This is a genomic window from Spirosoma agri, from assembly GCF_010747415.1.
GTDB lineage: Bacteria > Bacteroidota > Bacteroidia > Cytophagales > Spirosomataceae > Spirosoma > Spirosoma agri.
In genome coordinates this window covers 1,265,874-1,291,555 of the sequence record NZ_JAAGNZ010000001.1, presented here as the reverse complement: position 1 = coordinate 1,291,555, position 25,682 = coordinate 1,265,874, and the positions used below count along the sequence as shown (strand labels likewise).

Here is a 25,682-nt window from a genome sequence, read left to right as displayed (position 1 = left end):
ACGATTTTAACTGGATTTCGGGCACCCTGCTTCACGCGTCTATTTAGACCGAAAGTCAGCGCATCGTCACCTACTTCAGCGTAACCTGCCGGGCCTTTATTGTACCCAAAAAAAGCTGAAAATAGTCAAAAATGGTTCGATACCGCTTAAAGTGGTTCGATACCGTTACTCGCAACCGGCAATTCCCGCTGAACTTTGTGGACTGCTCGCGACGGCCATAATCCGTTTTGGCAGTTCACTAACCCAATACACAAGATGCTATCATTTCTCCATTTTCTCAACGCCAAACCCGCCCCTTTACCCTTGAGGTGGTTATTTTTTTTAGGCCTGATTTTACCCGGTCTGGCCCAGGCCCAGTGCCCGTCGGCCGACATAACCCTCTCTACCCAGGCGCAGGTCAACGCCTTCCCGCCGGGCTGTACTAACTTTGCCAATAAGTTAACTATTTCGGGAGCGGATATCGCCAATCTGAATGGCCTACGAAACCTCACCAGCGTGGACGGTACTCTGCAAATCAGTAACAATGCCCAACTTACGAATCTAACGGGGCTTGGTAACCTGCAACGAGTGGGTTATGACTTTCAGATCAACAGCAACCCGACCCTGACCAGCATAGCCGCCCTGACGGCCCTCACTAGTGTAGACAATAATCTGCAAATCAGTAACGACCCCCAGCTCACAAATCTAACGGGCCTCAATAACCTGCAACGCGTAGGCGGTGACCTTCGGCTCGAAAGCAACCAGGCCCTGACTAGCATCGCTGCCCTGACGGCTCTCACCAGCGTGGGCGTTAACCTGCAAATCAGTAGCGACGCTCAACTCACGAATCTAATGGGCCTCAGTAATCTGAAGACCGTGGGCGTTGACCTTCAGATCAACAGCAACCCGACCCTGACCAGCATAGCCGCCCTGACGGCCCTCACTAGTGTAGGTAGTAAACTGCAAATCAGTAACAATGCCCAACTTACGAATCTAATGGGCCTCAGTAATCTGAAGACCGTGGGCGGTGACCTTCAGATCAACAGCAACCCGACCCTGACCAGCATAGCCGCCCTGACGGCCCTCACCAGCGTGGGCAATAACCTGCAAATCAGTAGCGACGCTCAACTCACGAATCTAACGGGGCTTGGTAATCTGAAGACCGTGGGCGGTAACCTTCAGATCAACAATAACCAGGCCCTGACCAGCATCGCTGCCCTGACGGCTCTTACCAGCGTGGGCGCTAGCTTGCTAATCAGTAACGATGCCCAACTTACGAATCTAACGGGGCTTGGTAATCTGAAGACCGTGGGCGGTGACCTTCAGATCAATAATAACCAGGCCCTGACCAGCATCGCTGCCCTGACGGCTCTCACTAGTGTAGGTAGTAGACTGCTAATCAGTAACAATGCCCAACTTACGAATCTAACGGGCCTCAATAACCTGCAACAAGTGGGCGGTGACTTTCAGATCAACAATAACCAGGCCCTGGCGGTCTGTGCCCTGCCCGCTATCTGTCAACTCATCGCCACTAAATCACCGGATCAGCTTAAAATATCGGGCAATGCACCCGGCTGTAGTTCGGTGGAGGATGTACAATCCAACTGCCTAAGTATCACCGCCCAGCCGGCCAGCGCATCGGCCGTGTGTGTGGGCGCCACCGTCACCACCGCCGTGGCTACCAGCGGCAATGTCCGCGCCTACCAGTGGTACCGGGATGGCACCCCAGTTACGGGCCAGACCTCGGCTACTCTAACCCTATCCAATGTCCAGACCAGCCAAAGCGGGGCGTACCGGGTGGTAGTTAGCAACTCGGTCAACAGCTTAACCTCGACGGCCTTCAACCTGACGGTGACGCCCTTTAGCTCCGACTACCAGCCCCTGGTCGATCTCTACAACGCCACTAATGGGGCCAGCTGGACCCGTAACGACAACTGGCTCTCCGGCTGCTCGCCCTGCGGCTGGTACGGGGTCACCTGCGATGGCAACAACCGGGTCACGGGCATCAACCTGATCGGCAACAACCTGTCCGGCACCCTCCCCGCCAGCCTCTCGGCCCTCTCGGCGCTCACCAGCCTCGAACTGGGGGCCAATACCCTGACCGGTGGTATTCCCACCGGCATCGGTAGCCTGACCAACCTGCAAACGCTTAACCTTTCCCGTACCCAATTGGGCGGTAGCATCCCCGCCAGTCTGGGCCAACTCAGCCAGTTGCAAAACCTGCTGCTTAATGAAAGTGGGCTCACCGGCACCTTACCCGCCAGTTTGGGCAACCTCACCCAGCTTCAGAACCTGCAACTCTACGCTAATCAGCTCAGCGGCTGCTTTCCCGCTAGCTATACCAGCCTGTGCGACAACAATGTGAGTTTTGTCAATAACCCCGGCCTGCCCGGTGGGGGCGACTTTGCGGCTTTCTGTCGCGATGGCAGCGGTGGCCAGCTGGTCGTTAGTCAATATCCCCAATCAGGCACCGCCTGCGTAGGCAACGCCTTTAGCTTCTCGGTGGTCGCCCGGGGGGCGGGTAGCTACCAGTGGTACAAAGACGGTCAGCGGCTAGCCGAAACGGGACCGGTATTAAGCTTCTCGTCGGTCAGCAGCGCCGATGCGGGTAGCTACCAGGTCTACATCAACTACGGCTGTGGCAACGGAGCCGTGCAGTCCGATGCCGTCACCCTGACGGTATCGGGGGGCGTGGCCAGTCTTACCAGCAGTAGCCCCTTGAGCTGTGCCGCCACCAGTGTCACGCTGACGGCGGGGGGATCAGCCGTCAACGCGGGGGCCAGCTACCGCTTCAGTAGCGGAGCGACCCAGATCGGGCAGGGGCCTACCGCGACAGTGACGACCACGGGTCTCTACTCGGTCACGGTCACCTCCGGCAGTGGCTGTCTGGCCGTGGCCTCGACGAGCGTAACGGGCGATCAGAATACCCCTTCGGTCAGCATCAATCCATCGAGTGCGACGCTAACCTGCGAAAAACCGTCGGCTCTGCTCACGGCGGTAGGCTCAGGAGCGGTGAGGTGGAGCACGGGGTCTACCGATTCGCAGATCACCGTCACCAAGGCGGGCCTCTACTCGGTAACGCTGACGAGCGAGAATAGCTGTTCGGCGGTAGCCCAGGCTACCGTCACCGCAGACCAGACCACGCCCGTAGCCAGCCTGACCGCGAATGGAACCCTTTCGTGCACCAATACGTCCGTTACGCTCACCGCTATCGGGAGCGGGACGGGATCGCCCTTCACCTACCGCTTTAGCGAAGGAGCGACCCAGGCAGGTACTGGCAACACGGCTACCGTCACCACCGCGGGCATCTATTCAGTGACGGTTCTCTCAGCCAATGGCTGCTCGTCGGTGGCCTCCACCACCGTCACGGGTGATCAGAGCGTGCCCACCGTGCGCATCAATCCGTCCAGTGCCACCTTGACCTGTGCCAACCCATCGGCAACGCTGACAGCGGTGGGAACGGGTAATTTCCGCTGGAGTACCGGGTCTACCGACTCGCAGATCACCGTCACCACGGCGGGTACTTATTCGCTTACCCTGACCTCGGGTAATGGCTGCGTAGCCATGTCGAGTGCGGTTGTCACGAGTGAACAGACGGCTCCTGCGGTCTCCATCAATCCCACCCGTGGTACACTCACCTGTGCGAGTCCAAGCCTGACGCTGACGGCTACGACGTCGGCCTCCGCTCTACGCTGGAGCACCGGGCAAACCACGCCGAGTATCACCGTGACCATAGCCGGCACCTATTCCGTGACAGCGACCGGGGCCAACGGCTGCTCAGCCACCAGCAACTCAGTCGTGATCGAATCGTCTCAGAGCGCGCCCCCTGCTACGCTGGTCGCCAGTGGCGGCCTAAGCTGCGCGGTAAGCAGCGTGACCTTAACGGCTAATGCCGGTGATGGACTCAGCTACCGGTTTAGCGAAGGAGCTACTCAGGTAGGGAATGGCAATACAGCTACGGTGAATCTGGCGGGTACGTATTCAGTCACGGTGACGAGTACCGCTACCGGATGCACCAGCACAGTGAGTGTCGTAGTGAATCAGGACAACAGCCAACCTGTCGTGAACATTACGCCCACCACGGCCACGCTCACCTGTGCTATGCCCACCGTCACCTTGACGGCCAACACAGCCGTGACTAGTTTGACCTGGAGTACGGGCCAAACCACGGCTACCATTTCGGTCAGTCTGGCGGGTACCTATTCCGTGACGGTGAGCAGTGCTAACGGGTGTAGGGCCATGGCGATGGCCACCGTGAACGGCACCACCGATGCACCGGGTGCTCCCACCCTAACAGCCAGTCCAGCCATCAGCACCACTAACCAGCCCATCACCGTCACGGCCAATGGCTGCACCAACGGGATGATCAACTGGACCGTGCTGGGCGGATCGGGACAAGCCAGTGGCAACACCTACACGCTGACGCAGCCGGGCAACTATACGCTCTCAGCGACATGTTCACTGAACGGGTGCACCAGTGGAGCCTCGGCTCCATTGAGCGTACAGATCCGGCCCGGTGGGTTTGCTATCACAGGGGTTAGCATGGTCAACTGTCAGTTGATCGACGAAGCCAAGGGCGGCTACCAGGTGCAGTTCACTCCCCAGTATGCAGGGCAGAGCAGCAGCCCCATCAGTTTCTCGGTGGTTAACGAGTTAGCCACCACCACCGCCCCCGCGCCTTACTCGCTACGGTTGTACACCGACAATCCGGTAATCACCTTGGTCGCTACGCAGACGGGTAGTGGGGAGGCTCGCTTTGCCTATAACTGGCTGGCTTCCTGCCAGAGCAGCACCAGCCCTAACCAGCCGCCGACTACCACCGGTATCCCCAATCAGACGATTGTGCAGGATCAGGCCTACCAGCTACAGCTGACGACTTATTTCTCCGACCCCGACGGGCAGACGTTAAGCTTCCAGGCATCGGGCCTACCCACCGGGCTCACCCTGAACGGCTCGGTGATCAGTGGCACGCCTTCCCAGACGGGGGTATCCACGGTGAACGTGACGGCACTAGACCCCGGTGGTTTGACCGCAAATACGAGCTTCCAACTGACGGTGAGCCCTCAACCAGTCACCCCGCCTACAGGCTTTGCTATCGTGGGGGCCTCGACAGTAAGTTGTCAGGTGATTAGTGCGGGTGAGCGCCGGTTGACCTTTACACCCCAGTACGCCGGGGTAAGCGGTGAACCCATTAGTTTCTCGGTGGTCAATGAGAAGCTACCCACCACCGATGCGGGTCCTTACACCCTGAACCTCTATACCGATAACCCCAGCATCACCTTGAGCGCCCAGCAGGGTTCTGCCGTAAGCACCTACCGCTACAATTGGCTGGCGGTGTGTACGCCAGCGGCTCGAGTCAGTGCAGGCGAAGCAGGCTTAGATCTACAGGTGCGCGTACTGGGTAACCCCGTTATGGACCAAACTGCCGAGGTTGAAATCAGCGGAGTAATGGGCCAGTCCGTACAGCTTAAGTTGGTGGATTTGCAAGGTAAACTGGCACATACCCAGCGTATTGAGCAGGCGGGTGCTGTGGAGCGGGTGAGTTTGCCACTAGGAGCTAGTAATGGCGTCTTGCTTTTACAGGTAAGTACCCCTACTCAGCACCAGCAGGTGAAGCTGCTCAGAACAAATTAGTGATTAATTCTTTTGCGTACAAAACGCTCAGATCGAACCGGTCTGAGCGTTTTTTGTGAACAGGCGGTGGCTCGTTTCAGATAATTGGTAACACCTTGTTAGGCTCGTCAAAACCTTACAGAAACGAACGGTCGCTAAGCTACCTTCAATTAGTGAGTGACTTAAAAGTCAGAAGCCCTCTACGCACTACGTGAGGGCTTCTGACTTTGGGTGGTGGTCTCGACGGGAATCGAACCCATATCAAACGTTTAGGAAACGTCTATTCTATCCGTTGAACTACGAGACCAAAAAAGGAGCGGTCATGATGGCCGCTCGCTTTTATCTACAAAATTGACGAAAATCCGTTAACCTGCCAAACTATCACCATACTCAGCCGATTCGGTTAGTGGCACATTCACCCAATTCGGATAAATCTGGTAATGCCGTTCCTTCACTAGGTCGTATAGCAGCTCACGCAATTCGCCAACGTTCTCGCCTGTCTGTGCCGAAATAAAAGCGACGTAGTCTGCTTTCTGAGCCAGGTATGTCTTCTTCAGGTATTCCAGCGCGGTTTTTCTACGAACAGCAACCGGCACCATAACGTCTTCCTGCTCAGTTTCTCCACCAAACTCTTCGTCTTCATCCGGCAAATCGACTTTTTCGGTCCACTCATCCTTGGGCGAAAACTGATCCATCTTATTGAAAACCAACACCATTGGCTTATCGGCAGCCTTGATATCAGCCAGCGTTGTGTTGACGACCTCAATCTGTTCTTCAAAATTCGGATGGGATACATCCACCACGTGAACCAGAATATCGGCTTCACGTACCTCGTCGAGCGTTGATTTAAACGATTCGATCAGCATGGTCGGTAACTTGCGAATGAACCCGACCGTATCTGTTAGCAGGAACGGGATATTGCCCAGCGTCACTTTGCGAACGGTAGAATCTACCGTAGCAAAGAGCTTATTTTCAGCGAACACATCCGCCTTAGCCATCGTCCGCATCAGCGTCGATTTACCTACGTTGGTATAACCTACCAAGGCGACCCGCACCAACCGGTCACGTTCTTTCCGGCGCGTCTGGCTCTGCTTGTCGATCTTGGCAAGTTTCTCTTTCAGAAACGAGATACGGTCCTTCACGATCCGACGGTCAGTTTCGAGCTCTTTCTCACCCGGTCCACGCATCCCTACCCCACCCTTCTGGCTGGTCAAGTGACTCCACATCCGTGTCAGACGGGGATACATATATTGGTACTGCGCCAGTTCTACCTGCACCCGCGACTGAGCCGTTTGTGCCCGCATCGAGAAAATGTTAAGAATTAGCAGGCTTCGGTCAAGAACCTTGACATCCTTAAACATAGCTTCCAGATTCCGCACCTGCGAAGGAGAAAGATCATCGTCAAAGATGACCGAATCGACCGGGTTTGCGAGAATAAACGTCTGAATTTCTTCCAGTTTACCTTTACCCACAAACGTTCGTATATCAGGTCGTTCCAGCTTCTGCGTAAATGTTTTTTTGGTGATGATACCCGACGTTTCTGCCAGAAATGCCAGTTCATCCAGGTATTCTTTAGTCTGTTCTACGGTTTGTTTCTGCGTAATTAGCGCAACCAGAACAGCGGTCTCGGGTTGTTTATGTGTGTCGTTCATACTAGAATTTAGTGAAAAGGCAGCGGATGGATACCAGATAAAGGACGGTAATTACGGGACAACTGACCATCGGGTCAACAACTTTTTGTCGGTAACCCAACGTCCGAATTCGATGTCTACGTTCAGGTATCCATTTTGTAACCTTCCATATGAAATAACGGTCTGATTTCGGTAAAAGTTTCTAGGCGCGGAGACCTTAACTGGTTGATGCCTATCACACCTGTACCGTTTTCCAGCGACCGCGCCGGAACACCCAGATAGCGATTCCTGCCAGTAACGTTTCGCTGATGGCCACCGACCAGAACACCCCTGAAGGTCCCCAGTTTAGTAGGTGAGCGAGCGTATAAGCCAGCGGAATTTCGACGATCCAGAAGCAAAAAATATTGATGATCGTTGGTGTACGGGTGTCTCCCGCACCGTTGAGCGACTGGCTCAATACCATGCCATACGCCATAAACAGGTAGCCCAGGCAGAATATTTTGAGGCATTCTACCGCGATGGTGACTACCTGCACGTTGTTGTCGAACAGGCCAACAATTGGCTTAGCTCCCAGAAAAAAGCCAACGCCAACCGTTGCCAGAAAGAGCATGTTGCAGAAAGCCGCCCGCCAGGCAGAGGTTTCGGCACGTTCGGGCTGGTTAGCCCCCAGGTTCTGACCGACCAGAGTAGCCGCGGCATTGGCCATCCCCCACGAAGGCAGAATCGTAAACACAATGATGCGGATAGCGATGGTGTAGCCAGCGACCACGTCACTCCCGAATGTAGACAAGATCCGGGTCAGGAATATCCAGCTGGCCGATCCGACCAAAAACTGGCTGGTGCCACCGATAGCCAGACCAAGCAGATTCCGAACAATGCCCATATCGACGACAACATCGGCCCGCAGCACCTGGATAGCTCCTTTCACACGCGTCAGCGCATTTAGCTGGTACAGCACGCCCGCCGATCGGCCAATGGTCGTCGCTACTGCCGATCCCATGACACCCAGCTCGGGAAAGGGGCCAAGTCCGAAGATAAACACCGGACACAGCACGATATTGACGCCATTCGCCAGCCACAGCGACCGCATCGCAACTGACGCGTCACCGGAACCACGCAGGCAGCCACTCAATGTATAGAGCAACATGATGGCGGGCGCACTGGCGAAAATCATTCGGGTGAAGCCCACGCCATTGCGAATCAGCTTTGGATCGCCCCCCATTAGCCGCAGGATGTCTTCGGCAAACAGAAAACCCACAATGCCCATCAGCAGACCCAATGCCGTCGACACCAGAATGACCTGCCCGACGACCGTGCCCGCACCCCGGTTGTTTTCTTCACCGATACGCCTGGAGACCAGTGCGGTAGCGGCTGTACTAAGACCAATCGCGATGGAATAGACAATGGTTAATACCGATTCGGTCAGTCCTACCGTGGCAATGGCTTCGGTGCCGATCTTGGCGACAAAAAATACGTCGACCACGGCGAATAGCGACTCCATAACCATTTCCAGAATCATCGGTACTGACAGCAGAAAAATGGCCCGATTGATACTACCGGACGTGAAGTTGGTTTCTGTACCGCGCAATGCGGCCAGGAATAACCGAAAAAATTTGGTCATTGACACAAAGACTAAGCTGTAGCCGATACGACTACGAGCAATACACGAAGACTCTGAAACTGAAAATGGCCAGCCCAGGCGGGCGGCAGAAACGGGAAGAAAGAAAAACCGCGTAGGTTCTTAAGCGAGGAAAATCATGGGCTTTGCGGGACCGCCAATGCGGACACATTTACAACACAAAGGTATAGCTTTCTTCACAAAAAAATCAACCCTGTTTGCGTAAATGGTCGATTAAAATAATAAACATGCGCCCCTTTTCTCCGTTTATTTACCTGATAGCCTGCTAATTAATTTAAACCTTTGTGTTGATGATCTGTTTTTTTCATCCGCAGCACAAGGTATTGACCGTATGACCAATCAACAATATAGTCTTGGCGAAATCGACGATTTCCTCAAGACTGAGTTTTCAATAGATCGCTACAACAGCAGTGAACAGGGCGGTATTTACCGGCTTTCCGACCGACCCATCACCCGCCTTGGCCTGGCATTGGACCCCTGGCCTACGCTTCCGGAATGGGTTGCCGATAATCAACTGGATGCGATCTGGCTTCATCGCCCGTGGAAGCTTGACCTTGCTACCTTACCGCCGGACACTGGCATTTTATTTCACCATTTACCATTCGACGAAACGCTGACGATAGGCGATAACCGCATCCTTGCCAGTATATTGGGAACACTGGGGCAACCCGAACCGCTTGGTTTCAAACAAACCCCGGACGATAACGGGAACGCATATTCTCCCCGCCCCATTGGTATGCTGTTCGACATTGTCGGGCTGGAATTCGACGCCCTGCTGCGCGATATCAACGGCTTGTTTGGTGGGTATGATCGAGCCGAAGCAGGGCGTTGTCAGACCAACGATCACATCATCGACCGAATTGCGGTTGTCGGTGCAATGAACGACACCCTGATCCACGAGGCCCACGAGCGACAGGCGAGTCTTTACCTGACCGGGCAATACAGAAAACCAGCGCAACCGGCGGTCGATGCTACGGGTATAGCCGTCATTGCCGTTGGCCATCAGCGAAGCGAAGAATGGGGTATGCGGGCACTGGCAGACGTACTACAAAGCCGCTGGCCAGCACTGGAAGTTATAGTACCGCTGAAGGAACAACCCGTTCATACACTGAGCAGTAAAAATTCCAGGTAGTATCAACAAGAATGCATTAAACCATTTTTGCCTTCGTTTGTCTTAACTAAGTAACTGCCACGGTTGGCAGCCCTTATTGAACGATCGTATCGTATTTATCAACCACAAACACACGATGAAGACCTTACACACGACAATCTTCGCCTGGTCATTGGCAGTTGTACTAGCTGGAAGCTCACTAGCCGCCTGCGCTCAGGCAACAACTGGGGCCGCTACTACAGCATCGACAACGGCCTCAACCGATCCGGCTAAGACACCTCTGCTGACGCCGATGCGTCAGATGATGGATAAAATAAAGAAACTCCAACCCACGGGTGATCCCGATTTTGATTACGCTTTTCAGGCAAAGATTCATACCCAGGGCGAGCAAGACTTGCTGAAGCAGGAGATTCAGAACGGTAAAGATTCGTCCCTGAAACAGATGGCGCAAAGCCTGTTAACAACCGCCCAGAGCGATGCAGCGGCTATCGACGAAACGATAAAGCAACTCAAACCATCGCGCCCTAACCAGGCGTTCACGCAACAGCAAAGCCAGAATGTGCAGGCTATGGCGCTGAAATTACAACAGGGTGGTACGGCCGATAAACTAACGGGTGACTTTGACAAAAACTTCGTCACGGTGTTGCTCGACCACCGGCAGGATGCTATCGATCTGGCAACGACCTACTTACAGTATGGCAAAAATTCCACACTGAGGGATTATGCGCAGAAACTGGTCACGAAGGCACAAACCGAGATGACGCAGGCTAAAGCAGCTTTGCCCAAGCAAAACTAATTAGTCGTTTATTTGTATCAGTACTGTTGACTGGATAAAAAACCTGGTTAGCAGTACTGCTTTTTTATGAAGCTATCCGATACATTCATTCCAACGGCAGGCGTAGTCGGTTTGCTGCCCATGGTCACCTACTTCTTTCTGGTTGTGACCATGTATGCTTTTTTAGCCAATTTCCTCTTCGCACTGGCCTCCCGCGACCGCGTCAAACCCGAACACCTGACGGTTCAAACGCTAACGCTTATCATTGCCGCCGTAGCCGGTCTTTCCTACTTTTTCATTCAGGATTATTACCGCTCTATGCTGACCGAGCTGGCTACGCTGTCCGATGCCGAGAATCGCCAGATACTGATTCGGGAATCCTACAGCACCATTGGCCAGTACCGCTACATGGATTGGGCCGTAACGACGCCTTTGCTGCTCATCAAAATGGTATCGATGCTCCGGGTCGATTTTCGGGAAATCAAACGCCCGTTGACGGTGATGCTTCTGGCAGACCTCTTCATGATCCTGACCGGCTACATCGGTGAGCAGCAGCTGGCGTTCGACAATGAAATTCTGGCCGGCCCCAAACTGATTTGGGGAGCCGTTTCGACGGTAGGTTACGGAGTCATACCCTTCATGCTCTACAGGTTCTGGAAACAGTTTGCTGCCAAGGTCCAACCCGAAGACCAATGGGCTTATCGATTGATGGCGCTGACAACCGTTACGTTCTGGGGCGTCTATCCGATTGGCTACATCCTAACGGTCCTCAACATCGATACCAACTGGATTCACATTGCCTTTTCGGTCGCCGATGTCATCAATAAAATTGGCGTAGGACTGATCGCTTTTTGGGCGGGCAAGCGGACACAACCAGCCTAAGTATTTCGTTTGTGGATTCGCTATCGGAAAGCCGATTGATTTTTGCTGGGTATTCCGTCGATCAGCGTCTTTATAAGCGGGGTCAGCTCGCGGGGTGGAGTGGCCCGATCGAACTGCGGTGACTCGTACAGGTGAGCGGACGTTTGGACGCGTACATGCGTGATGTAATCAGCGTCGACCTGTGAGCGTTCGCTGCTGGTTTTTAGCGTAGCCAGTTTGCTCAACTTGACTGTCTTGAGGTTTTTCAGCACTTGCTTCCAATACTTGGCGGGGGTCGTCACAGTCGTCGTGTCATCATTGATACGAATCTGCGTTTTCCGGGCATCCATACGAATCGATTTCTGACTACCTCGGGTAATCAGTTCCAGTTCAACCGATGAAATCACGGGTTTGGGCGCATAGCCCATAAGCAAAGAAAGAATAAACAGCAGTTGAGCAGGTAGCATAGTTCGGGACATTGACAGTAGTGAACATCAAATCTGTCATCGAAAGATCGAACATTTACCGGCCAATAACCAATCATGGTCGCACAGGTAATCTGTATAGCCAGCTACAGGAGCCCATGTCGACTGTATTATTTCCGGAAAATGCTATCTTATCTTATGATCCTTCCGGGAATGGATGGTTTTTCAGAATTTTCAACAATCTTGCTTTGTCATTTAAGAGTCTCATAGCCCGAAGCTGTTTTTGTTGAGAATTATGAAGGAATACATCCGTCCCATCAAACGTCTGTTAGTCGCCAACCGGGGTGAAATTGCAATCCGTATCATGCGGGCTGCTACTGAATTAGGCATTACGACCGTTGCCGTCTACACCTACGAAGATCGTTATTCGCTCCATCGGTATAAGGCCGATGAAGCGTTCCAGATCGGTCGCGATGAGGACCCGCTGAAACCCTACCTTGATGTAGAAGGCATTATTCTTCTGGCAAAACGTCATCAGATTGACGCGATCCACCCCGGCTACGGCTTTTTGTCCGAGAATGTGAAACTGGCCCGACGGTGCCGCGACGAGAATATCATCTTCATTGGCCCCTCGCCGGAGGCTATGGATGCCTTGGGCGATAAGGTACGGGCGAAAAACCTGGCGACCAAAGCGGGTGTGCCCCTGATTCCCGACTCACGGGAAGAAAATATGAGCCCTGAATTTGCCCAGTCGGAAGCGGAACGGATCGGTTTCCCGGTCATGGTCAAAGCGGCTGCGGGTGGTGGCGGGCGCGGCATGCGTGTCGTTCGCCAGGCCGAAGAATTTGAAAAAGCGTTTACGGAAGCGAAGAACGAAGCCCGCAACGCATTCGGTGACGATACCATCTTCCTCGAAAAATTCATTGAAGATCCCAAGCACATCGAAGTGCAACTGCTTGGTGATCAGCACGGCAACATCGTTCACCTCTACGAACGCGACTGCTCCGTACAGCGACGTTTTCAGAAGGTTGTCGAAGTAGCGCCCTCCTTCGGCTTACGGCAGGAAACGAAATTAAAACTATACGAGTATGCGCTTCAACTCGGTCGGGCGGTAAACTACTCGAACGCGGGTACGGTCGAATTTCTGGTCGATAAGCAGGAGAATATCTATTTCATCGAGGTCAACCCGCGCATTCAGGTCGAGCACACGATAACGGAAGAAATTACCGGCATCGACATCGTTAGGACGCAAATTCTGATTGCGATGGGCTATAAACTGTCGGACAACGGCATCTATATTCGTCATCAGGACGAGATTCCGCTGAACGGGTTCGCCATCCAGTGTCGCATCACGACCGAAGATCCGGCCAACGGGTTCAAGCCTGATTTTGGCACCATTATCGCGTACCGGAACGCAGCCGGTTTCGGTATTCGACTTGACGAAGGCAGCAGCTACGCGGGCATGAAAATCTCGCCCTACTTCGATTCGATGATCGTGAAGGTGTCGGCCCGTGGGCGGACGCTGAAAGGAGCCAGCCAACGCCTGACACGCGCGTTGCTCGAATTCCGGATTCGGGGCGTCAAAACGAACATCGGCTTTCTGCTGAACGTGATCAGCCACCCGATTTTTCAGCGTGGTGAAGCCAGGGTCTCCTTCATCGAAACCCATCCCGAACTGTTTAATTTCCGCAAACCGCAGGATCGCTCGACGCGGGTGCTCAACTACCTCGCCGACGTAATTGTCAACGGAAATCCGGAGGTAAAAAAGAAAGACGATTCCAAGTTTTTCAGAACACCCGTCGTTCCGCCGTTCGATACCTATGCGCCTTACCCAGCCGGCAATCGCGACCGCATGAAAGAACTGGGTCGGGAGAAATTCGCGCAGTGGGTTCTCGATCAAAAGAGCATTCTCTATACCGATACGACCTTCCGCGATGGGCACCAATCGCTCCTGGCAACGCGCGTCCGGACGCAGGACTTACAAAAAGTAGCCGAAGGATTCGCCAAAAACCATCCCGAACTCTTTTCGATGGAAGTGTGGGGCGGAGCTACATTCGACGTGTCGATGCGGTTTCTGTACGAAAGCCCGTGGAAACGACTGGCGGCCCTGCGGGAAGCTATGCCGAACATGCTACTGCAAATGCTGTTTCGCGGCTCCAACGCCGTTGGTTACTCGGCTTACCCGGATAATTTGATCGAGAAATTTGTCGAGAAATCGTGGGAATCGGGCATCGATATTTTCCGGATTTTCGACTCGCTGAACTGGCCTGAGGCTATGAAAGTAAGCATTCGGGCTGTTCGCGAACGGACGGATGCGATCTGCGAAGCAGCTATTTGCTACACAGGCGATATGCTCGATCCGGCTAAGCATAAGAAGTACAACCTCCAATATTATCTGGATCTGGCCCGTCAGCTTGAAGACGAAGGCGCACACATGCTGGCCATCAAAGATATGGCTGGTTTGCTCAAACCGCTGGCTGCCGATGTGCTGGTGCGGGAATTGAAGCAAGCGGTGAGCATTCCGATCCACCTGCACACCCACGATACGGCGGGTATTCAGGCGGCCACGTACCTGAAAGCAATCGATGCGGGCGTCGACATCGTGGATTGTGCGCTGGGTGCTTTGTCGGGGCTGACTTCACAGCCTAATTTCAACTCGGTTGTGGCCATGATGCAGGGCCACGAGCGCGAATGCCCAATCAATCTGTCGTCGCTGAATGCGTACTCCAACTATTGGGAGGATGTGCGGGAGTATTACTATCCGTTCGAGTCGGGCATGAAAGCGGGTAGCGCGGAGGTATACGAAAACGAAATTCCGGGTGGACAGTATTCTAACCTGAAACCGCAGGCGATTGCAACGGGCCTCGGCGACAAGTTCGAAACGCTGAAGAAGAATTATTCGGTGGCGAACCAGTTGTTTGGCGACATCGTGAAAGTAACGCCCTCCTCGAAAGTTGTCGGCGACATGGCGATTTTCATGACCGCCAACAACCTGACCGCCGACGATGTAATGACACGGGGTGAATCGCTGTCGTTTCCGGAATCCGTAAAAGAGCTGATGAAGGGCATTCTGGGGCAACCCGTCGGTGGTTTTCCGGAAGACGTGCAAAAGGTTATTCTGAAAGGCGAAGAACCCATTACGGGTCGTCCGAACGAGCATCTGAAGCCAATCGACTTCGAGGCTGATTTTGCGGCTTTCCAGGAAAAATACCCGCTAAACGACGGCTTTGAAGACTATCTGTCGTATCAGATGTATCCGAAGGTGTACGAGGAATACTACAAAGCCAACGAGCAATACGGCGATGTCAGCATTATCCCGACACCCGCATTCTTCTACGGATTGAAAGAGAACGAGGAGATCCTGATCAACATCGAGGAAGGCAAAAACATTCTCGTGCGGTTACTGTTCAAGTCCGAACCCAATGAGTTTGGGATGCGGACAATCACCTTTGAGTTGAACGGACAAAGTCGCCAGGTTCAGGTTCGGGACAGAGCCTCGAAGGTGGAGAAGGCCATGAACGCCAAGATCAGTAAGGACGGCGATGTGGGCGCTCCGTTGCAGGGCCGACTGACGCGCATTCTGGTTAAAGAAGGCGATGAAGTCAAGAAGAACCAGCCGCTTTTCGTGATCGAAGCCATGAAGATGGAAAGCATCGTAGCCGCATCTAAAGCCGGAAAAGTAGCGAAGGTCGTGCTTAAAGAAGGCATCACCGTTGAGCAGGACGACTGCGTTGTCGAACTAGCTTCCTAGCTAAATACCATTCAAAGCGTCGTGCCACGGTTAGCCAGCTAATCCGTGGCACGACGCTTTGTAAAAGGACCTGTATCTCCCGTTTCTCACTCCCGATGTACGTCGTTGAAGCGCAGCCTATCACCCAGCCGCCTTTCCGTTTCTTCATCGAAACCACAGGTCGACCTAAACTCTTTCGGATTCTGGTACGTCCCGAACAGCCTGCCCCACCAGACAATATCGCCAGAATTGTGCGTGTGTTTGATTTGTCCTGATAACGTTGTGTTCGTCAAAAATTTACGCCAACTTACTAATGCAAAACTAACCGCTTTCGGCATGGAAACCCCTCCCCCAATTCAGCCTTACAACCCGACTCCGCTTAGCGAATCCGATGCCCGTATGTGGGCTATGCTCGCCCATTTAAGTGCGCTGACCGGCCTGTTCACCGTCGTTGGTAGTGTTGTCGGCCCGCTTGTGGTATGGCAGATTCAGAAAGAAAAGTCGGCCTTCATCGATTTTCACGGTAAGGAAGCCCTAAATTTCAACATCACGATTGCCATTGCTGCGGGTATCTCGTTCATTCTTATGTTCATCCTGATCGGTCTGTTTCTGCTGTGGATAATCGGCGCGGTGTGGCTCATCTTTACCATCATTGCCGCCATCAAAGCGAACAACGGTGACTATTACCGCTACCCGCTATCGATCCGCTTCTTTAAATAAGCGAATCCCTATTACATTGATAATCAACCAGTAACGTCCGGAAGTGTTTCATTAACCTGACCCGGACGTTTTCCTTTTTGCGGGTCATCGGCGCGGTTCTCAGCCACTGGCTTCGGTCAATTTTAAACGCGCTGCGACTCGATTTACTGACCGAATCCCCGAACCTAATTGCCCTTATTTTACGTTTTACCAATAGCCTTTTGGTCAACGATGTGATTCATTCACCTCTTCTTATCGCGAATACCCCATGCAGTCGGCTATAGAAAGTACCCTCAATATACAAAAAATCCGCCTTGATTTTCCGATCCTCGATCAGGAGATCAACGGTCGTCCATTGGTTTATTTTGACAATGCCGCTACGAATCAGAAGCCGCTCCCGGTGATTCGTGCTTTGACCGACTACTACGAAGGTTATAACGCCAACATTCACCGGGGTATCCACCATTTGGCCGAGAAAGCAACGGCTGCTTTTGAAGCATCACGCCGGGCGATGCAGGAATTTCTGAACGCCAAGCACTGGCAGGAGATCATCTTTACCTACGGCACAACCGACGGGATCAACCTGGTTGCGCAGACGTATGGCCGCCGGTTCCTGAACGAGGGCGACGAGATCATCATTTCGACCATGGAGCACCATTCCAATATTGTGCCCTGGCAAATGCTCTGCGAAGAAAAAGGATGTGTGTTAAAGGTGATTCCTGTCAATGACAACGGCGAGTTGCTGATGGACGAGTACGAAAAAATGCTCTCGGAACGCACCAAGTTCGTTTCCTGTGTCCACGTCTCTAACTCCCTCGGAACGATCAATCCGGTCAAGACAATCATCGATCAGGCCCACGCGGTCGGCGCGGTTGTGCTCATCGACGGGGCCCAGGCCAGTTCTCACCTGGAGCTGGATGTGCAGGCACTCGACGCTGACTTTTACGTACTCTCCGCCCATAAACTGTATGGACCAACCGGGATGGGCGTGCTGTACGGCAAAAAAGCAATTCTTGATGCCATGCCTCCTTACCGGGGTGGCGGTGAGATGATCAAGGAAGTTACGTTCGCCAAAACGACCTACAACGATATTCCTTATAAGTTCGAAGCCGGTACGCCCAACATTGCCGACGTGGTTGCGGTCAAAACTGCGCTTGACTACATGGCTGATCTGGGTAAGGAAAACATTGCCGCCCACGAACATGACCTGCTCCAGTACGCTACTGAACGACTGAGTGAGCTGGATGGACTACGCATTATCGGGCAGGCGAAAGAAAAAATTGGTGTTATTTCCTTTGTGCTGGACGGTATTCACCACCAGGATACGGGCGTCATTCTGGACCAGCAGGGCATTGCCGTTCGGACAGGTCACCACTGCACCCAACCGCTGATGCAACGTTTCGGTATTGCCGGAACTACGCGGGCGTCGTTTGCGGTTTATAACACCAGAGATGAGATTGATCGGCTTGTGCAGGGGTTGCGCCGGGTCCAGAAAATGATGTTGTGATCTCTAAATTTCAGCTATATGACAACGGCAGTAACTGGGACGTTATTAAATAAGACTCAAGTTCTGGATAGCTTCAAAGAACTACCAGATCGTGTTTCTGCGGATGCTTTGATCGAGCACATACTTTTTATTCAAAGCGTAGCGAGTGGAATTGAGCAGGCAGAACGCGGCCAGACAACACCTCACAAGGAAGCCATGCGCGAAATTCGTTCATGGAAGAAATAAGCATAATCTGGGCCGATAAAGCCAAAGAAAATGCCCGTGATATTTACGGCTATTTATTTGAAGGCAGTGCCACCTATGCAGCAACCTGGGCTGACGAAGTTGAACGTAAGCTGGACATGTTAATCAAGTTTCCCGAAATGGGCCGAATCGTCCCTGAATTTAATGTTTCGTTTATTCGAGAAATTTTTGCCGGACAATACCGAATCGTTTATACATTCCAGAACAAGATAATTACAGTTGTTAGCGTACGCTCTATGCTGCAACCACTTGGTAAACTTTGATAATGACAATTAACGAGAAACAGGACGAGATTATCGAAGAATTTGACTTATTCGACGATCAACTCGATAAGACGCAATACATTATTGACTTAGGCAAGAAACTGCCGCCCATGCCCGAATTGAACAAAACAGACGAAAATCGGATCATGGGTTGTCAGTCGAAGGTGTGGGTCGATGCCGAATTGAAAGATGATCGGCTCTATTTTTTCGGGGATAGTGAACAGACCGCTCAGATTTCGAAAGGACTCGTTGGTCTGCTGATTCGGGTGTTGTCAGGTGAAAAACCGGAAGACATCGCGAATGCCGATTTGTACTTTATTCCGCGAGTCGGTATGGGTAATCTGATTACCTCGTTACGGGCGGGTGGATTAGCCTCAATGATCGAACGCATGAAAGGGTACGGTCGCGCTTATGCCGGCCAGACAGCCCAGGCAAAATAAGTATATAGTTAATTTTTACGCGATAACGTCTTTTCCAATGACGGACGAAGAACTAAAAGAACAAGTCGTGCTGGCGCTCAAGGCGGTATACGATCCTGAGATTCCAGTAGATGTGTACGAGCTGGGCCTGATCTACGACATCAAGATATTCCCGATCAATAACGTCTACATTCTGATGACGCTGACCTCACCCTCCTGCCCGTCAGCGGGGTCGATTCCAGCGGAAATCGAAGAAAAAGTGCGTGCGATCGATGGCGTCAACGACGTGAGTGTCGAACTGACCTTCGATCCCCCCTACTCCACCGAACTGATGTCGGAAGTAGCCAAGCTTGAACTAGGCTTTATGTAAAAATAGCGGTTAGTCGCGGCTCATTACCGAATAGCGACAACACTGCAACCCGCTTCGGCGAACCGTTGACAACTGTAAAAACTGTAAATCAATTATGTATCCTCCTCATTTGCTTATCCCAATGCGGGAAGACCTGACAAGCGTTGGGTTTGAAGAACTGACCACTGCCGACGATGTGGTAAACACAATGGAAAACGCCGAAGGGACAACACTCGTTGTCGTGAATTCGGTTTGTGGTTGCGCAGCTGGTGCGGCTCGTCCGGGCGTGAAAGCAGCGCTGGCAGCCAGCCCTGTGAAACCCGACAAAATGGTGACGGTATTTGCCGGTGGAGACCTAGAAGCTACCGCCAAAATGCGGGAGTACTTCCTTCCTTACCCACCGTCATCGCCAGCAATCGGTATTTTCAAAGATGGTGATCTGGTTCATTTCATCGAGCGGCACCATATCGAAGGTCGTTCGGCGCAGATGATTGCTCAACACCTTGAAATGGCACTGGAAGAGTTCTGCACACCAGCAAACGCCTAAGTTGACTACTATGCATGGGCTTTGGCCCGTGTAATCGAAGGCTGATCGTAGCAATCAATACCTACGATCAGCCTTCGATTACACGGGCCAAAGCCCATGCTACGTTTAGTGCCCTCCAAACAAGGCCAACACACAGAACGCATCGACTATCCATAGCCCAATGGGTAATTCTCGGCTTTTGCCAACCGCCACTTTGATGACCGTCCAGGACAGAAATCCCCAGATCAGTCCCTGCGTAATGGAATAGGTGAATGGAATCAACACAAGCGACAGAAAAGCCGGCAATGCATCTTCCAGGTGCCCCCAGTCGATGCGGGTGACGGGTTTCATCATGAACGCGCCGACCAGGACCAGCGCCGGAGCCGTTGCAATCGATGGAATAACCGACAACAAGGGCGATAGAAACAAGAAGGGAAGAAAACAACAACCGGCCACGATAGCGGTCAAGCCCGTTCGTCCACCCTGCGCAATTCCCACCGCCGACTCGATGTAAGCCGTACCGGGACTCGTTCCCAGCACACCCGCAATCGTTGTCGATACCGCATCCGTCAGTAGCGAACGATTTAGGTTGCGCGGTTGGCCATCGGCGTCCTGTATCCCCCCGGCTTCGGCCACACCCACGAACGTAGACAGGCTATCGAACAGGTCCGTAAACGCAAACGCGAAGATTACCGGCCACAGCGCCCACGTGAGTGAGCTTTTCAGGTCCAGCTTCCCAATCAGCGAAAAATCGGGTGCCGCCCAAACGCCCTGAAAATTGACCAGCGTTTTCTGTCCGAAGTTAACCGCCGACGCGTCGCCCCAATACCGCCCAATGGGCCAGGCCATCAGCGTGGTCACGATGATACCAATGATGATACCTCCCGGCACGTCGCGTACGACCAACACGCTGGTCAGCAAAAGTCCCAGGATAAACGTGAGTATGATCGGGTCTGTCAGGTGCGCAACGCCCACTAACGTAGCCGGATTAGCGATGATGAACTTCGCATTCTCGAATCCGATCAGCGTGACGAACAGACCAATACCCGCCGAAACGGCATACCGAATTGGCAGTGGAATGATCCGGACAATTGCCGAGCGGACATTCAGCATCGACAACAACAGGAACAGGACGCCCGCCCAAAACACGGCACCGAGTGCCACCTCGGGCCGGAGCCCCATTCCTTTCACCGCCGTAAACGTAAAGAAAGCATTCAGGCCCATACCCGGCGCAACCACAATCGGGTTGCGGGCGTACAGGCCCATCATCAGGCTACAGAAGAAAGAGAGTAGCACGGTAGCGGTCAACACGCCACTAAACGGCAGCCCCGCCTGACTCAGAATAGACGGATTGACCACGATGATGTACATCGTGGCCAGAAAGGTGGAAATACCGGCAAGAACTTCGGTTCGACGGGCGATAACGGCAGGCGCACTACTGGACATTGATCAATCAGGGTTGTCATTCACTGCTGAACATACAACGAATGACGAACAATGCCAATTTACCGGAAAATATCGTGTGCACCGATTCATTATGCGCACTCCCGTTTAGATCAACCGTCCGGCGGCTTCATCGACCCAGACTCGGGCATTTGGTCGCGTCTGAACAATGCTGGCCGGCACCTGCTCCGTAATCGGTCCGGTCAATGCCTGACGCAGCATGGGTGCTTTCTTTTCTCCGCTAACCATCAGCACAACATCGCGCGCTTCGGCCAGATGGCGAAGACCGATGGTAATGCCCTGCGTCAGCTCGGTTTCCTGCTCAAAATATTTTTGCCCTACAGTTTTAGTACTCTCCGCCAGTTCGACAACGTGGCAACCGAGGTTAAAGGGCGTACCGGGTTCATTCAGCGCAATATGGCCGTTCATGCCCATGCCCACCAGCAACAGATCCAAGCCGCCCCGCGACCGGATGAGGGCATCGGTCCGTTTGCATTCAGCCGCCAGATCAGCCGATTTTGCGTCGAAGATATGCATCTGTTCAGGACGGAGATTCAGCGGTTTGAATAGATCCCGGTAGATGTAATACGAGCAACTGCCTACATCTTCGGGACCGAAGCCGACCCACTCATCGAGGCCAACGAATGTACATTGGCTGACATCCACTTTCCCGGCCTGCACTAAGGCCACAAACCGGTGGTAGGTCTCAATGGGTGTATCGCCCGACGCTACGCACAGTAAGGCATCCGGTTTTCGGTTGATGATCTCGGCGATGTGTTCGGCTGCGTGTTGCGAAAGTGTGTTGTGATCGGGAAATTTCTGAAGATTCATAAAACGGGTCAGGATATGCCAATACATGCCAAAGCAAGTTAACGCGCCTGCCTACCCCCAAAAATTGATCCACCATGCCATTCCGGCTTCATTTTAATTCACTGGCTCGGATGTCCCGACTCCAGCGTTCGGCTCCTTTCTGGTTGTAGACTTTTATGTTCAGCACTCGGTCGGTCAATGGACCCGTAACGCTCAGTATACCGAAATTGCGTTCCGCGACCAGCGTACCATCCACATAAGTAGGCTGTTTCAGTTCATCAGCGCGCGGTTGTGCGACGGAAGAGGTCAAGGGCGAAATGGTCAGATCATATAGCGGATACCCCGCCGATTCCCGATCCAGCCGGTGCAGAATCGAATGGTGGCGATCGCCGGTGATGAACAGAATACCCGGTATTTTGGCATCGGCAATAGCCTTAAATAATCGTTCCCGCTCCGTGCCGTAGGTGGCGTAATTTTCGAACGCAACGGTCGGGTTGATAATCTGGCCACCGGTCACGATGAATTTGAACGGTGCTTTGCTGAAGGTCAGCGCATCCAGTAACCATTGAAGCTGTTTATCGCCAAAATAAGGTTTTTCCGGCCCGTCCGGTTTGTCGTTTGGGGCGCGGAATGTGCGATCATCGAGCAGAAAAAACTGGCAGTCATTCCAGAAAAACGTACCGGCACACCCTTCCGGAAACACAAAATTCGGGTTCGTCCAGAATAGTTTGAAGGCTTCCAGCGTAACGGGTTTTAGCCAGTAGGACCGATCGGCGTCATTGGGGCCGTAATCGTGATCGTCCCAGATGGCGTAGTTATGCGTCGAGGCCAGTAACGGCTGCATATCGGGTAGCGAACGCGTATGGGTATAGCGTCGCATTACGCCCGTACGGCTGTTCCAGTCCACCTCGCGCGTGTAGGTGTTATCGCCGGTCCAGAGCATGAAGTCAGGTTTCTGAGCGGTCAGGGCGGTAAAAATCTCGTAGCCATCGCCGTATGCTTTACCGGGTCGGTCAGTGCCCTCCTCGTTGACGTACGTGCAGCTTCCGACGCCGAAACGAAAAGAGGGTGGGTCCGTCCGCCACTGCCACAGGCTTTGGGTTTGAAACTGGGTCCGGTAGGGCAGGCTCACCGTTCTGCCCTCGATTAACAGTTCGTACTTGTACTTTTTTCCGGGTTCCACCTGATCGGCGAGCAGGTGGGCTGTAAAAACCGTTTGCCGGTTGGTCTGCACTTCGTTGGTCAGGTGAACCGGGGCGACTTTCCCATTTTTGGACGTGCCCGTTTCTGAATACCGAATCTGAACGCGGGCGGGTCCTTTGGTCTGCACCCAGAGCATAACCTCGCGCATATCCGAATAACCAACCATCGGACCTGCCTGAAGTTTACTGGTGGCTGCTACTTTGGCCGATTGCCCGAGCAGCAGCAACGGATTGACAAACAGTAGCCACAAGAGTATGTGTCGAGTCTTGTACATAGTAGAAAGATGGCGTAATTTTGCGGTTCGTTTACGAAAACCATGCAACTAAAAGACCGCAACTATCAGATTCAGGGTGTTGACGTGCTGGCTATTGCCGATGAATTCGGTTTGCCTTTGTACGTATATGACGCTAACAAAATTATCGAAAAAATCGGCTTACTCCGGTCATCTTTCGCTGGGGTTAACCTAAAGATTAAATATGCGGCCAAAGCCCTGACCAATGTATCGATTTTGAAGCTGATGCGGCAGCAGGGTGTTGACATGGATTCGGTATCGGTCAATGAAGCCAGAATGGGTATGCTGGCGGGTTTTGAGCCAAGTCAGATCATGTTTACGCCCAGTGGCGTATCGTTCGATGAGATCCGCGAAGCCGTTGACCTTGGTCTGCAACTGAACGTGGATAGTTTACCCTTGCTGGAGTGGGTCGGTCAGACGTATGGTCATTCGGTTCCCATCAGCATCCGCATCAATCCGCACATTGCCGAGGGCGGAAACATTAAGATTTCGACGGGTCATGCCGACTCTAAATTCGGCATCTCGATTCTTCAGCGGTCCGATATTCGCGCTGTTGTTGATAAATACCAGCTTTCGGTTGCCGGACTCCATATTCATACGGGGTCGGATTTCAAGAATGCCGATGCGTTTCTGCGGGGCGCTGAGGTGCTGTTCGATCTGGCCAGCGATTATTCCGATCTGAAGTTCATTGATTTCGGAAGTGGGTTCAAGGTTGCTTACAAAGAAGGCGATCACGTTACCGACGTAGCCGATCTGGGCCGCAAGGTGTCGGAAGCGTTTCAGTCGTTTTGCCAGCAGTATGGCCGGGAACTGGAACTGTGGTTTGAACCGGGTAAGTTTCTGGTGAGCGAGTGTGGCCATTTACTGGTTCGGACTAATATCGTGAAAGAAAACCCGTCCCGCACGTTCGTAGCCGTCGATTCGGGCCTGAATCACCTTATTCGACCTATGATGTACGATTCCTACCACGATATTAAAAACGTATCGAATCCGCTGGGCGACGAAAAAACGTATACGGTCGTTGGCTATATCTGCGAAACCGACACCTTCGCCACTGATCGACCACTGCCCGACGTACGACCGGGTGATGTGCTGTCGTTTGAAAATGCGGGGGCGTATGGCTTTAGTATGGCCTCGACCTACAATGCCCGCTTCCGTCCGGCAGAAGTTCTGGTGTATGACGGAAGCCCGTATGTGATCCGTCAGCGCGAAACCTTTGCAGATTTGATGCGCGGGCAGGAAATACTTGAGTTTGAGGAAGAGTTCGTAAAAAACTAAACTAGATAAACACGGAGACACTGGCGCTTTTAACGACGGACACGATGGCTTTTCGTTGCTTGTGTTTGAGAACGTCTTATCTCCGTTTTTTAATCAATCTGTTACAATGGGACGCGCATTTGAATACCGGAAAGCCCGGAAAATGAAACGGTGGGGGCAGATGGCGAAGACCTTCACCCGCATCGGAAAAGACATCGTGATGGCCGTCAAAAGTGGCGGTCCTGATCCTGATAGCAATGGTCGGCTTCGGGCCATTATCCAGAATGCCAAGGCGGCCAACATGCCGAAGGATAACGTAGACCGGGCCATTAAAAAAGCTTCCTCGAAAGATCAGGAGGATTACAAAGAGATCGTATACGAAGCGTATGCCCCGCACGGTATCGCACTCGTGATCGAGACGGCAACAGACAACCACAACCGGACGGTCGCCAATGTGCGCAGTTACCTGAACAAACTCGGCGGCAGCCTCGGCACGCAGGGTATGCTCGACTTCATGTTCGACCGGAAATCGGTATTTCGGATTCCAGCCGAAGGTATCGATCAGGAAGAGCTTGAATTTGAACTTATTGACTTCGGGGGCGACGAAGTAGAACTCGATGATGAAGCGAATCAGTACGTCATCTACGGCGAGTTTACAGCGTTTGGCTCGATCCAGAAATTTCTGGAAGAAAAGGGCTACGAGATCAAACAGGCCGAATTCGAGCGTATTCCAAACGACTACAAGGAATTAACCGACGACGAAGTTGCCGACGTGGAAAAACTCATCGAACGCATCGAAGAGGACGACGACGTACAGATGGTATACCACAACATGCGCTAGAGCAGGAGGTCTGCAAAAGGGATTGGGGTAAGTAAGGCCTGGTTTTACCAACGACCTTACTTACCC

20 protein-coding genes and 1 tRNA gene are annotated in these 25,682 nt (G+C 52.9%); 14 read left to right on the top strand and 7 right to left on the bottom strand.

From position 1 onward, the window contains the following. Window positions 1-255: 255 nt before the first annotated feature. Window positions 256-5,613, top strand: coding sequence for a beta strand repeat-containing protein (locus GK091_RS05330; protein WP_164035568.1), 5,358 nt, complete (start codon window positions 256-258; stop codon window positions 5,611-5,613). A 211-nt stretch (window positions 5,614-5,824) separates the two neighbouring features. Here the strand turns inward: GK091_RS05330 and GK091_RS05325 are convergent. The 3 genes from GK091_RS05325 to GK091_RS05315 form a co-directional block, all read right to left on the bottom strand. Continuing rightward, window positions 5,825-5,899: transfer RNA gene (locus GK091_RS05325), tRNA-Arg, on the bottom strand. A 58-nt stretch (window positions 5,900-5,957) separates the two neighbouring features. Then, window positions 5,958-7,244 carry a GTPase HflX gene (gene hflX / locus GK091_RS05320; protein ID WP_164035567.1) on the bottom strand — a complete coding sequence of 429 codons (1,287 nt, stop codon included), beginning with the start codon at window positions 7,242-7,244 and terminating at the stop codon, window positions 5,958-5,960. A 214-nt stretch (window positions 7,245-7,458) separates the two neighbouring features. Next, the gene (locus tag GK091_RS05315; protein ID WP_164035566.1) at window positions 7,459-8,844 is read right to left on the bottom strand and encodes an MATE family efflux transporter; all 1,386 of its coding nucleotides are present in this window, start codon (window positions 8,842-8,844) and stop codon (window positions 7,459-7,461) included. Between the two features lie 349 nt (window positions 8,845-9,193). Here GK091_RS05315 and GK091_RS05310 point away from each other — a divergent pair, with 349 nt between their 5' ends. From GK091_RS05310 to GK091_RS05300, 3 genes are all read left to right on the top strand, one after another. Continuing rightward, window positions 9,194-9,994 carry a Nif3-like dinuclear metal center hexameric protein gene (locus GK091_RS05310; protein WP_164035565.1) on the top strand — a complete coding sequence of 267 codons (801 nt, stop codon included), beginning with the start codon at window positions 9,194-9,196 and terminating at the stop codon, window positions 9,992-9,994. Window positions 9,995-10,109: 115 nt separating this feature from the next. Further along, entirely contained in the window at window positions 10,110-10,769 is a 660-nt protein-coding gene (locus GK091_RS05305) for a DUF305 domain-containing protein (RefSeq protein ID WP_164035564.1), read from the top strand. Window positions 10,770-10,835: 66 nt separating this feature from the next. Further along, window positions 10,836-11,630 carry a bacteriorhodopsin gene (locus tag GK091_RS05300; protein WP_164035563.1) on the top strand — a complete coding sequence of 265 codons (795 nt, stop codon included), beginning with the start codon at window positions 10,836-10,838 and terminating at the stop codon, window positions 11,628-11,630. Window positions 11,631-11,650: 20 nt separating this feature from the next. Here the strand turns inward: GK091_RS05300 and GK091_RS05295 are convergent, their stop codons facing one another. Then, on the bottom strand, window positions 11,651-12,088 hold the full coding sequence (locus GK091_RS05295) for a hypothetical protein (protein ID WP_164035562.1): 438 nt from the start codon (window positions 12,086-12,088) through the stop codon (window positions 11,651-11,653). A gap of 241 nt (window positions 12,089-12,329) precedes the next feature. On the opposite strand from GK091_RS05295, the gene GK091_RS05290 reads away from it, so the two are divergent. From GK091_RS05290 to GK091_RS05255, 8 genes are all read left to right on the top strand, one after another. Continuing rightward, window positions 12,330-15,785, top strand: coding sequence for a pyruvate carboxylase (locus tag GK091_RS05290; RefSeq protein WP_164035561.1), 3,456 nt, complete (start codon window positions 12,330-12,332; stop codon window positions 15,783-15,785). A 315-nt stretch (window positions 15,786-16,100) separates the two neighbouring features. Then, the gene (locus tag GK091_RS05285; protein WP_164035560.1) at window positions 16,101-16,484 is read left to right on the top strand and encodes a DUF4870 domain-containing protein; all 384 of its coding nucleotides are present in this window, start codon (window positions 16,101-16,103) and stop codon (window positions 16,482-16,484) included. A gap of 247 nt (window positions 16,485-16,731) precedes the next feature. Beyond that, window positions 16,732-17,970 (top strand): cysteine desulfurase, encoded by a 1,239-nt coding sequence (locus tag GK091_RS05280; protein WP_164035559.1) that lies wholly within the window; start codon window positions 16,732-16,734, stop codon window positions 17,968-17,970. A gap of 18 nt (window positions 17,971-17,988) precedes the next feature. After that, window positions 17,989-18,195, top strand: a complete 207-nt coding sequence (locus tag GK091_RS05275; protein WP_164035558.1) for a hypothetical protein — start codon at window positions 17,989-17,991, stop codon at window positions 18,193-18,195. Then, window positions 18,183-18,476 (top strand): type II toxin-antitoxin system RelE/ParE family toxin, encoded by a 294-nt coding sequence (locus GK091_RS05270; RefSeq protein ID WP_164035557.1) that lies wholly within the window; start codon window positions 18,183-18,185, stop codon window positions 18,474-18,476. The genes GK091_RS05275 and GK091_RS05270 overlap by 13 nt, the downstream gene beginning before the upstream one ends. Before the next feature lie 2 nt (window positions 18,477-18,478). Further along, window positions 18,479-18,916 (top strand): SufE family protein, encoded by a 438-nt coding sequence (locus GK091_RS05265; protein ID WP_164035556.1) that lies wholly within the window; start codon window positions 18,479-18,481, stop codon window positions 18,914-18,916. A gap of 37 nt (window positions 18,917-18,953) precedes the next feature. Next, a complete protein-coding gene (locus tag GK091_RS05260; protein WP_164035555.1) occupies window positions 18,954-19,265 on the top strand; it encodes a DUF59 domain-containing protein in 312 nt (103 codons plus the stop codon). A gap of 94 nt (window positions 19,266-19,359) precedes the next feature. Further along, entirely contained in the window at window positions 19,360-19,791 is a 432-nt protein-coding gene (locus tag GK091_RS05255) for a BrxA/BrxB family bacilliredoxin (RefSeq protein WP_164035554.1), read from the top strand. Between the two features lie 105 nt (window positions 19,792-19,896). On the opposite strand, the gene GK091_RS05250 is transcribed toward GK091_RS05255, so the two are convergent. The 3 genes from GK091_RS05250 to GK091_RS05240 form a co-directional block, all read right to left on the bottom strand. Further along, window positions 19,897-21,216, bottom strand: a complete 1,320-nt coding sequence (locus tag GK091_RS05250) for an NCS2 family permease (RefSeq protein ID WP_164035553.1) — start codon at window positions 21,214-21,216, stop codon at window positions 19,897-19,899. 105 nt (window positions 21,217-21,321) lie between these two features. Then, window positions 21,322-22,044: a glucosamine-6-phosphate deaminase gene (locus GK091_RS05245; protein WP_164035552.1), complete on the bottom strand. Its 723-nt coding sequence runs from the start codon at window positions 22,042-22,044 to the stop codon at window positions 21,322-21,324. Between the two features lie 88 nt (window positions 22,045-22,132). Beyond that, window positions 22,133-23,500, bottom strand: coding sequence for an alkaline phosphatase D family protein (locus tag GK091_RS05240; RefSeq protein ID WP_164035551.1), 1,368 nt, complete (start codon window positions 23,498-23,500; stop codon window positions 22,133-22,135). 42 nt (window positions 23,501-23,542) lie between these two features. Between GK091_RS05240 and lysA the strand changes: the two genes are divergently transcribed. Continuing rightward, window positions 23,543-24,796 carry a diaminopimelate decarboxylase gene (lysA, locus tag GK091_RS05235; RefSeq protein WP_164035550.1) on the top strand — a complete coding sequence of 418 codons (1,254 nt, stop codon included), beginning with the start codon at window positions 23,543-23,545 and terminating at the stop codon, window positions 24,794-24,796. Window positions 24,797-24,902: 106 nt separating this feature from the next. After that, a complete protein-coding gene (locus tag GK091_RS05230; RefSeq protein ID WP_164035549.1) occupies window positions 24,903-25,616 on the top strand; it encodes a YebC/PmpR family DNA-binding transcriptional regulator in 714 nt (237 codons plus the stop codon). The last annotated feature ends 66 nt before the right edge of the window (window positions 25,617-25,682 follow it).

Bases quoted from the DNA above. Each gene is read 5' to 3' on its own strand.
- GK091_RS05330 (WP_164035568.1), top strand. From the start codon at position 256: ATGCTATCATTTCTCCATTTTCTCAACGCCAAACCCGCCCCTTTACCC.
- hflX (WP_164035567.1), bottom strand. From the start codon at position 7,244: ATGAACGACACACATAAACAACCCGAGACCGCTGTTCTGGTTGCGCTA.
- GK091_RS05315 (WP_164035566.1), bottom strand. From the start codon at position 8,844: ATGACCAAATTTTTTCGGTTATTCCTGGCCGCATTGCGCGGTACAGAA.
- GK091_RS05310 (WP_164035565.1), top strand. From the start codon at position 9,194: ATGACCAATCAACAATATAGTCTTGGCGAAATCGACGATTTCCTCAAG.
- GK091_RS05305 (WP_164035564.1), top strand. From the start codon at position 10,110: ATGAAGACCTTACACACGACAATCTTCGCCTGGTCATTGGCAGTTGTA.
- GK091_RS05300 (WP_164035563.1), top strand. From the start codon at position 10,836: ATGAAGCTATCCGATACATTCATTCCAACGGCAGGCGTAGTCGGTTTG.
- GK091_RS05295 (WP_164035562.1), bottom strand. From the start codon at position 12,088: ATGTCCCGAACTATGCTACCTGCTCAACTGCTGTTTATTCTTTCTTTG.
- GK091_RS05290 (WP_164035561.1), top strand. From the start codon at position 12,330: ATGAAGGAATACATCCGTCCCATCAAACGTCTGTTAGTCGCCAACCGG.
- GK091_RS05285 (WP_164035560.1), top strand. From the start codon at position 16,101: ATGGAAACCCCTCCCCCAATTCAGCCTTACAACCCGACTCCGCTTAGC.
- GK091_RS05280 (WP_164035559.1), top strand. From the start codon at position 16,732: ATGCAGTCGGCTATAGAAAGTACCCTCAATATACAAAAAATCCGCCTT.
- GK091_RS05275 (WP_164035558.1), top strand. From the start codon at position 17,989: ATGACAACGGCAGTAACTGGGACGTTATTAAATAAGACTCAAGTTCTG.
- GK091_RS05270 (WP_164035557.1), top strand. From the start codon at position 18,183: ATGGAAGAAATAAGCATAATCTGGGCCGATAAAGCCAAAGAAAATGCC.
- GK091_RS05265 (WP_164035556.1), top strand. From the start codon at position 18,479: ATGACAATTAACGAGAAACAGGACGAGATTATCGAAGAATTTGACTTA.
- GK091_RS05260 (WP_164035555.1), top strand. From the start codon at position 18,954: ATGACGGACGAAGAACTAAAAGAACAAGTCGTGCTGGCGCTCAAGGCG.
- GK091_RS05255 (WP_164035554.1), top strand. From the start codon at position 19,360: ATGTATCCTCCTCATTTGCTTATCCCAATGCGGGAAGACCTGACAAGC.
- GK091_RS05250 (WP_164035553.1), bottom strand. From the start codon at position 21,216: ATGTCCAGTAGTGCGCCTGCCGTTATCGCCCGTCGAACCGAAGTTCTT.
- GK091_RS05245 (WP_164035552.1), bottom strand. From the start codon at position 22,044: ATGAATCTTCAGAAATTTCCCGATCACAACACACTTTCGCAACACGCA.
- GK091_RS05240 (WP_164035551.1), bottom strand. From the start codon at position 23,500: ATGTACAAGACTCGACACATACTCTTGTGGCTACTGTTTGTCAATCCG.
- lysA (WP_164035550.1), top strand. From the start codon at position 23,543: ATGCAACTAAAAGACCGCAACTATCAGATTCAGGGTGTTGACGTGCTG.
- GK091_RS05230 (WP_164035549.1), top strand. From the start codon at position 24,903: ATGGGACGCGCATTTGAATACCGGAAAGCCCGGAAAATGAAACGGTGG.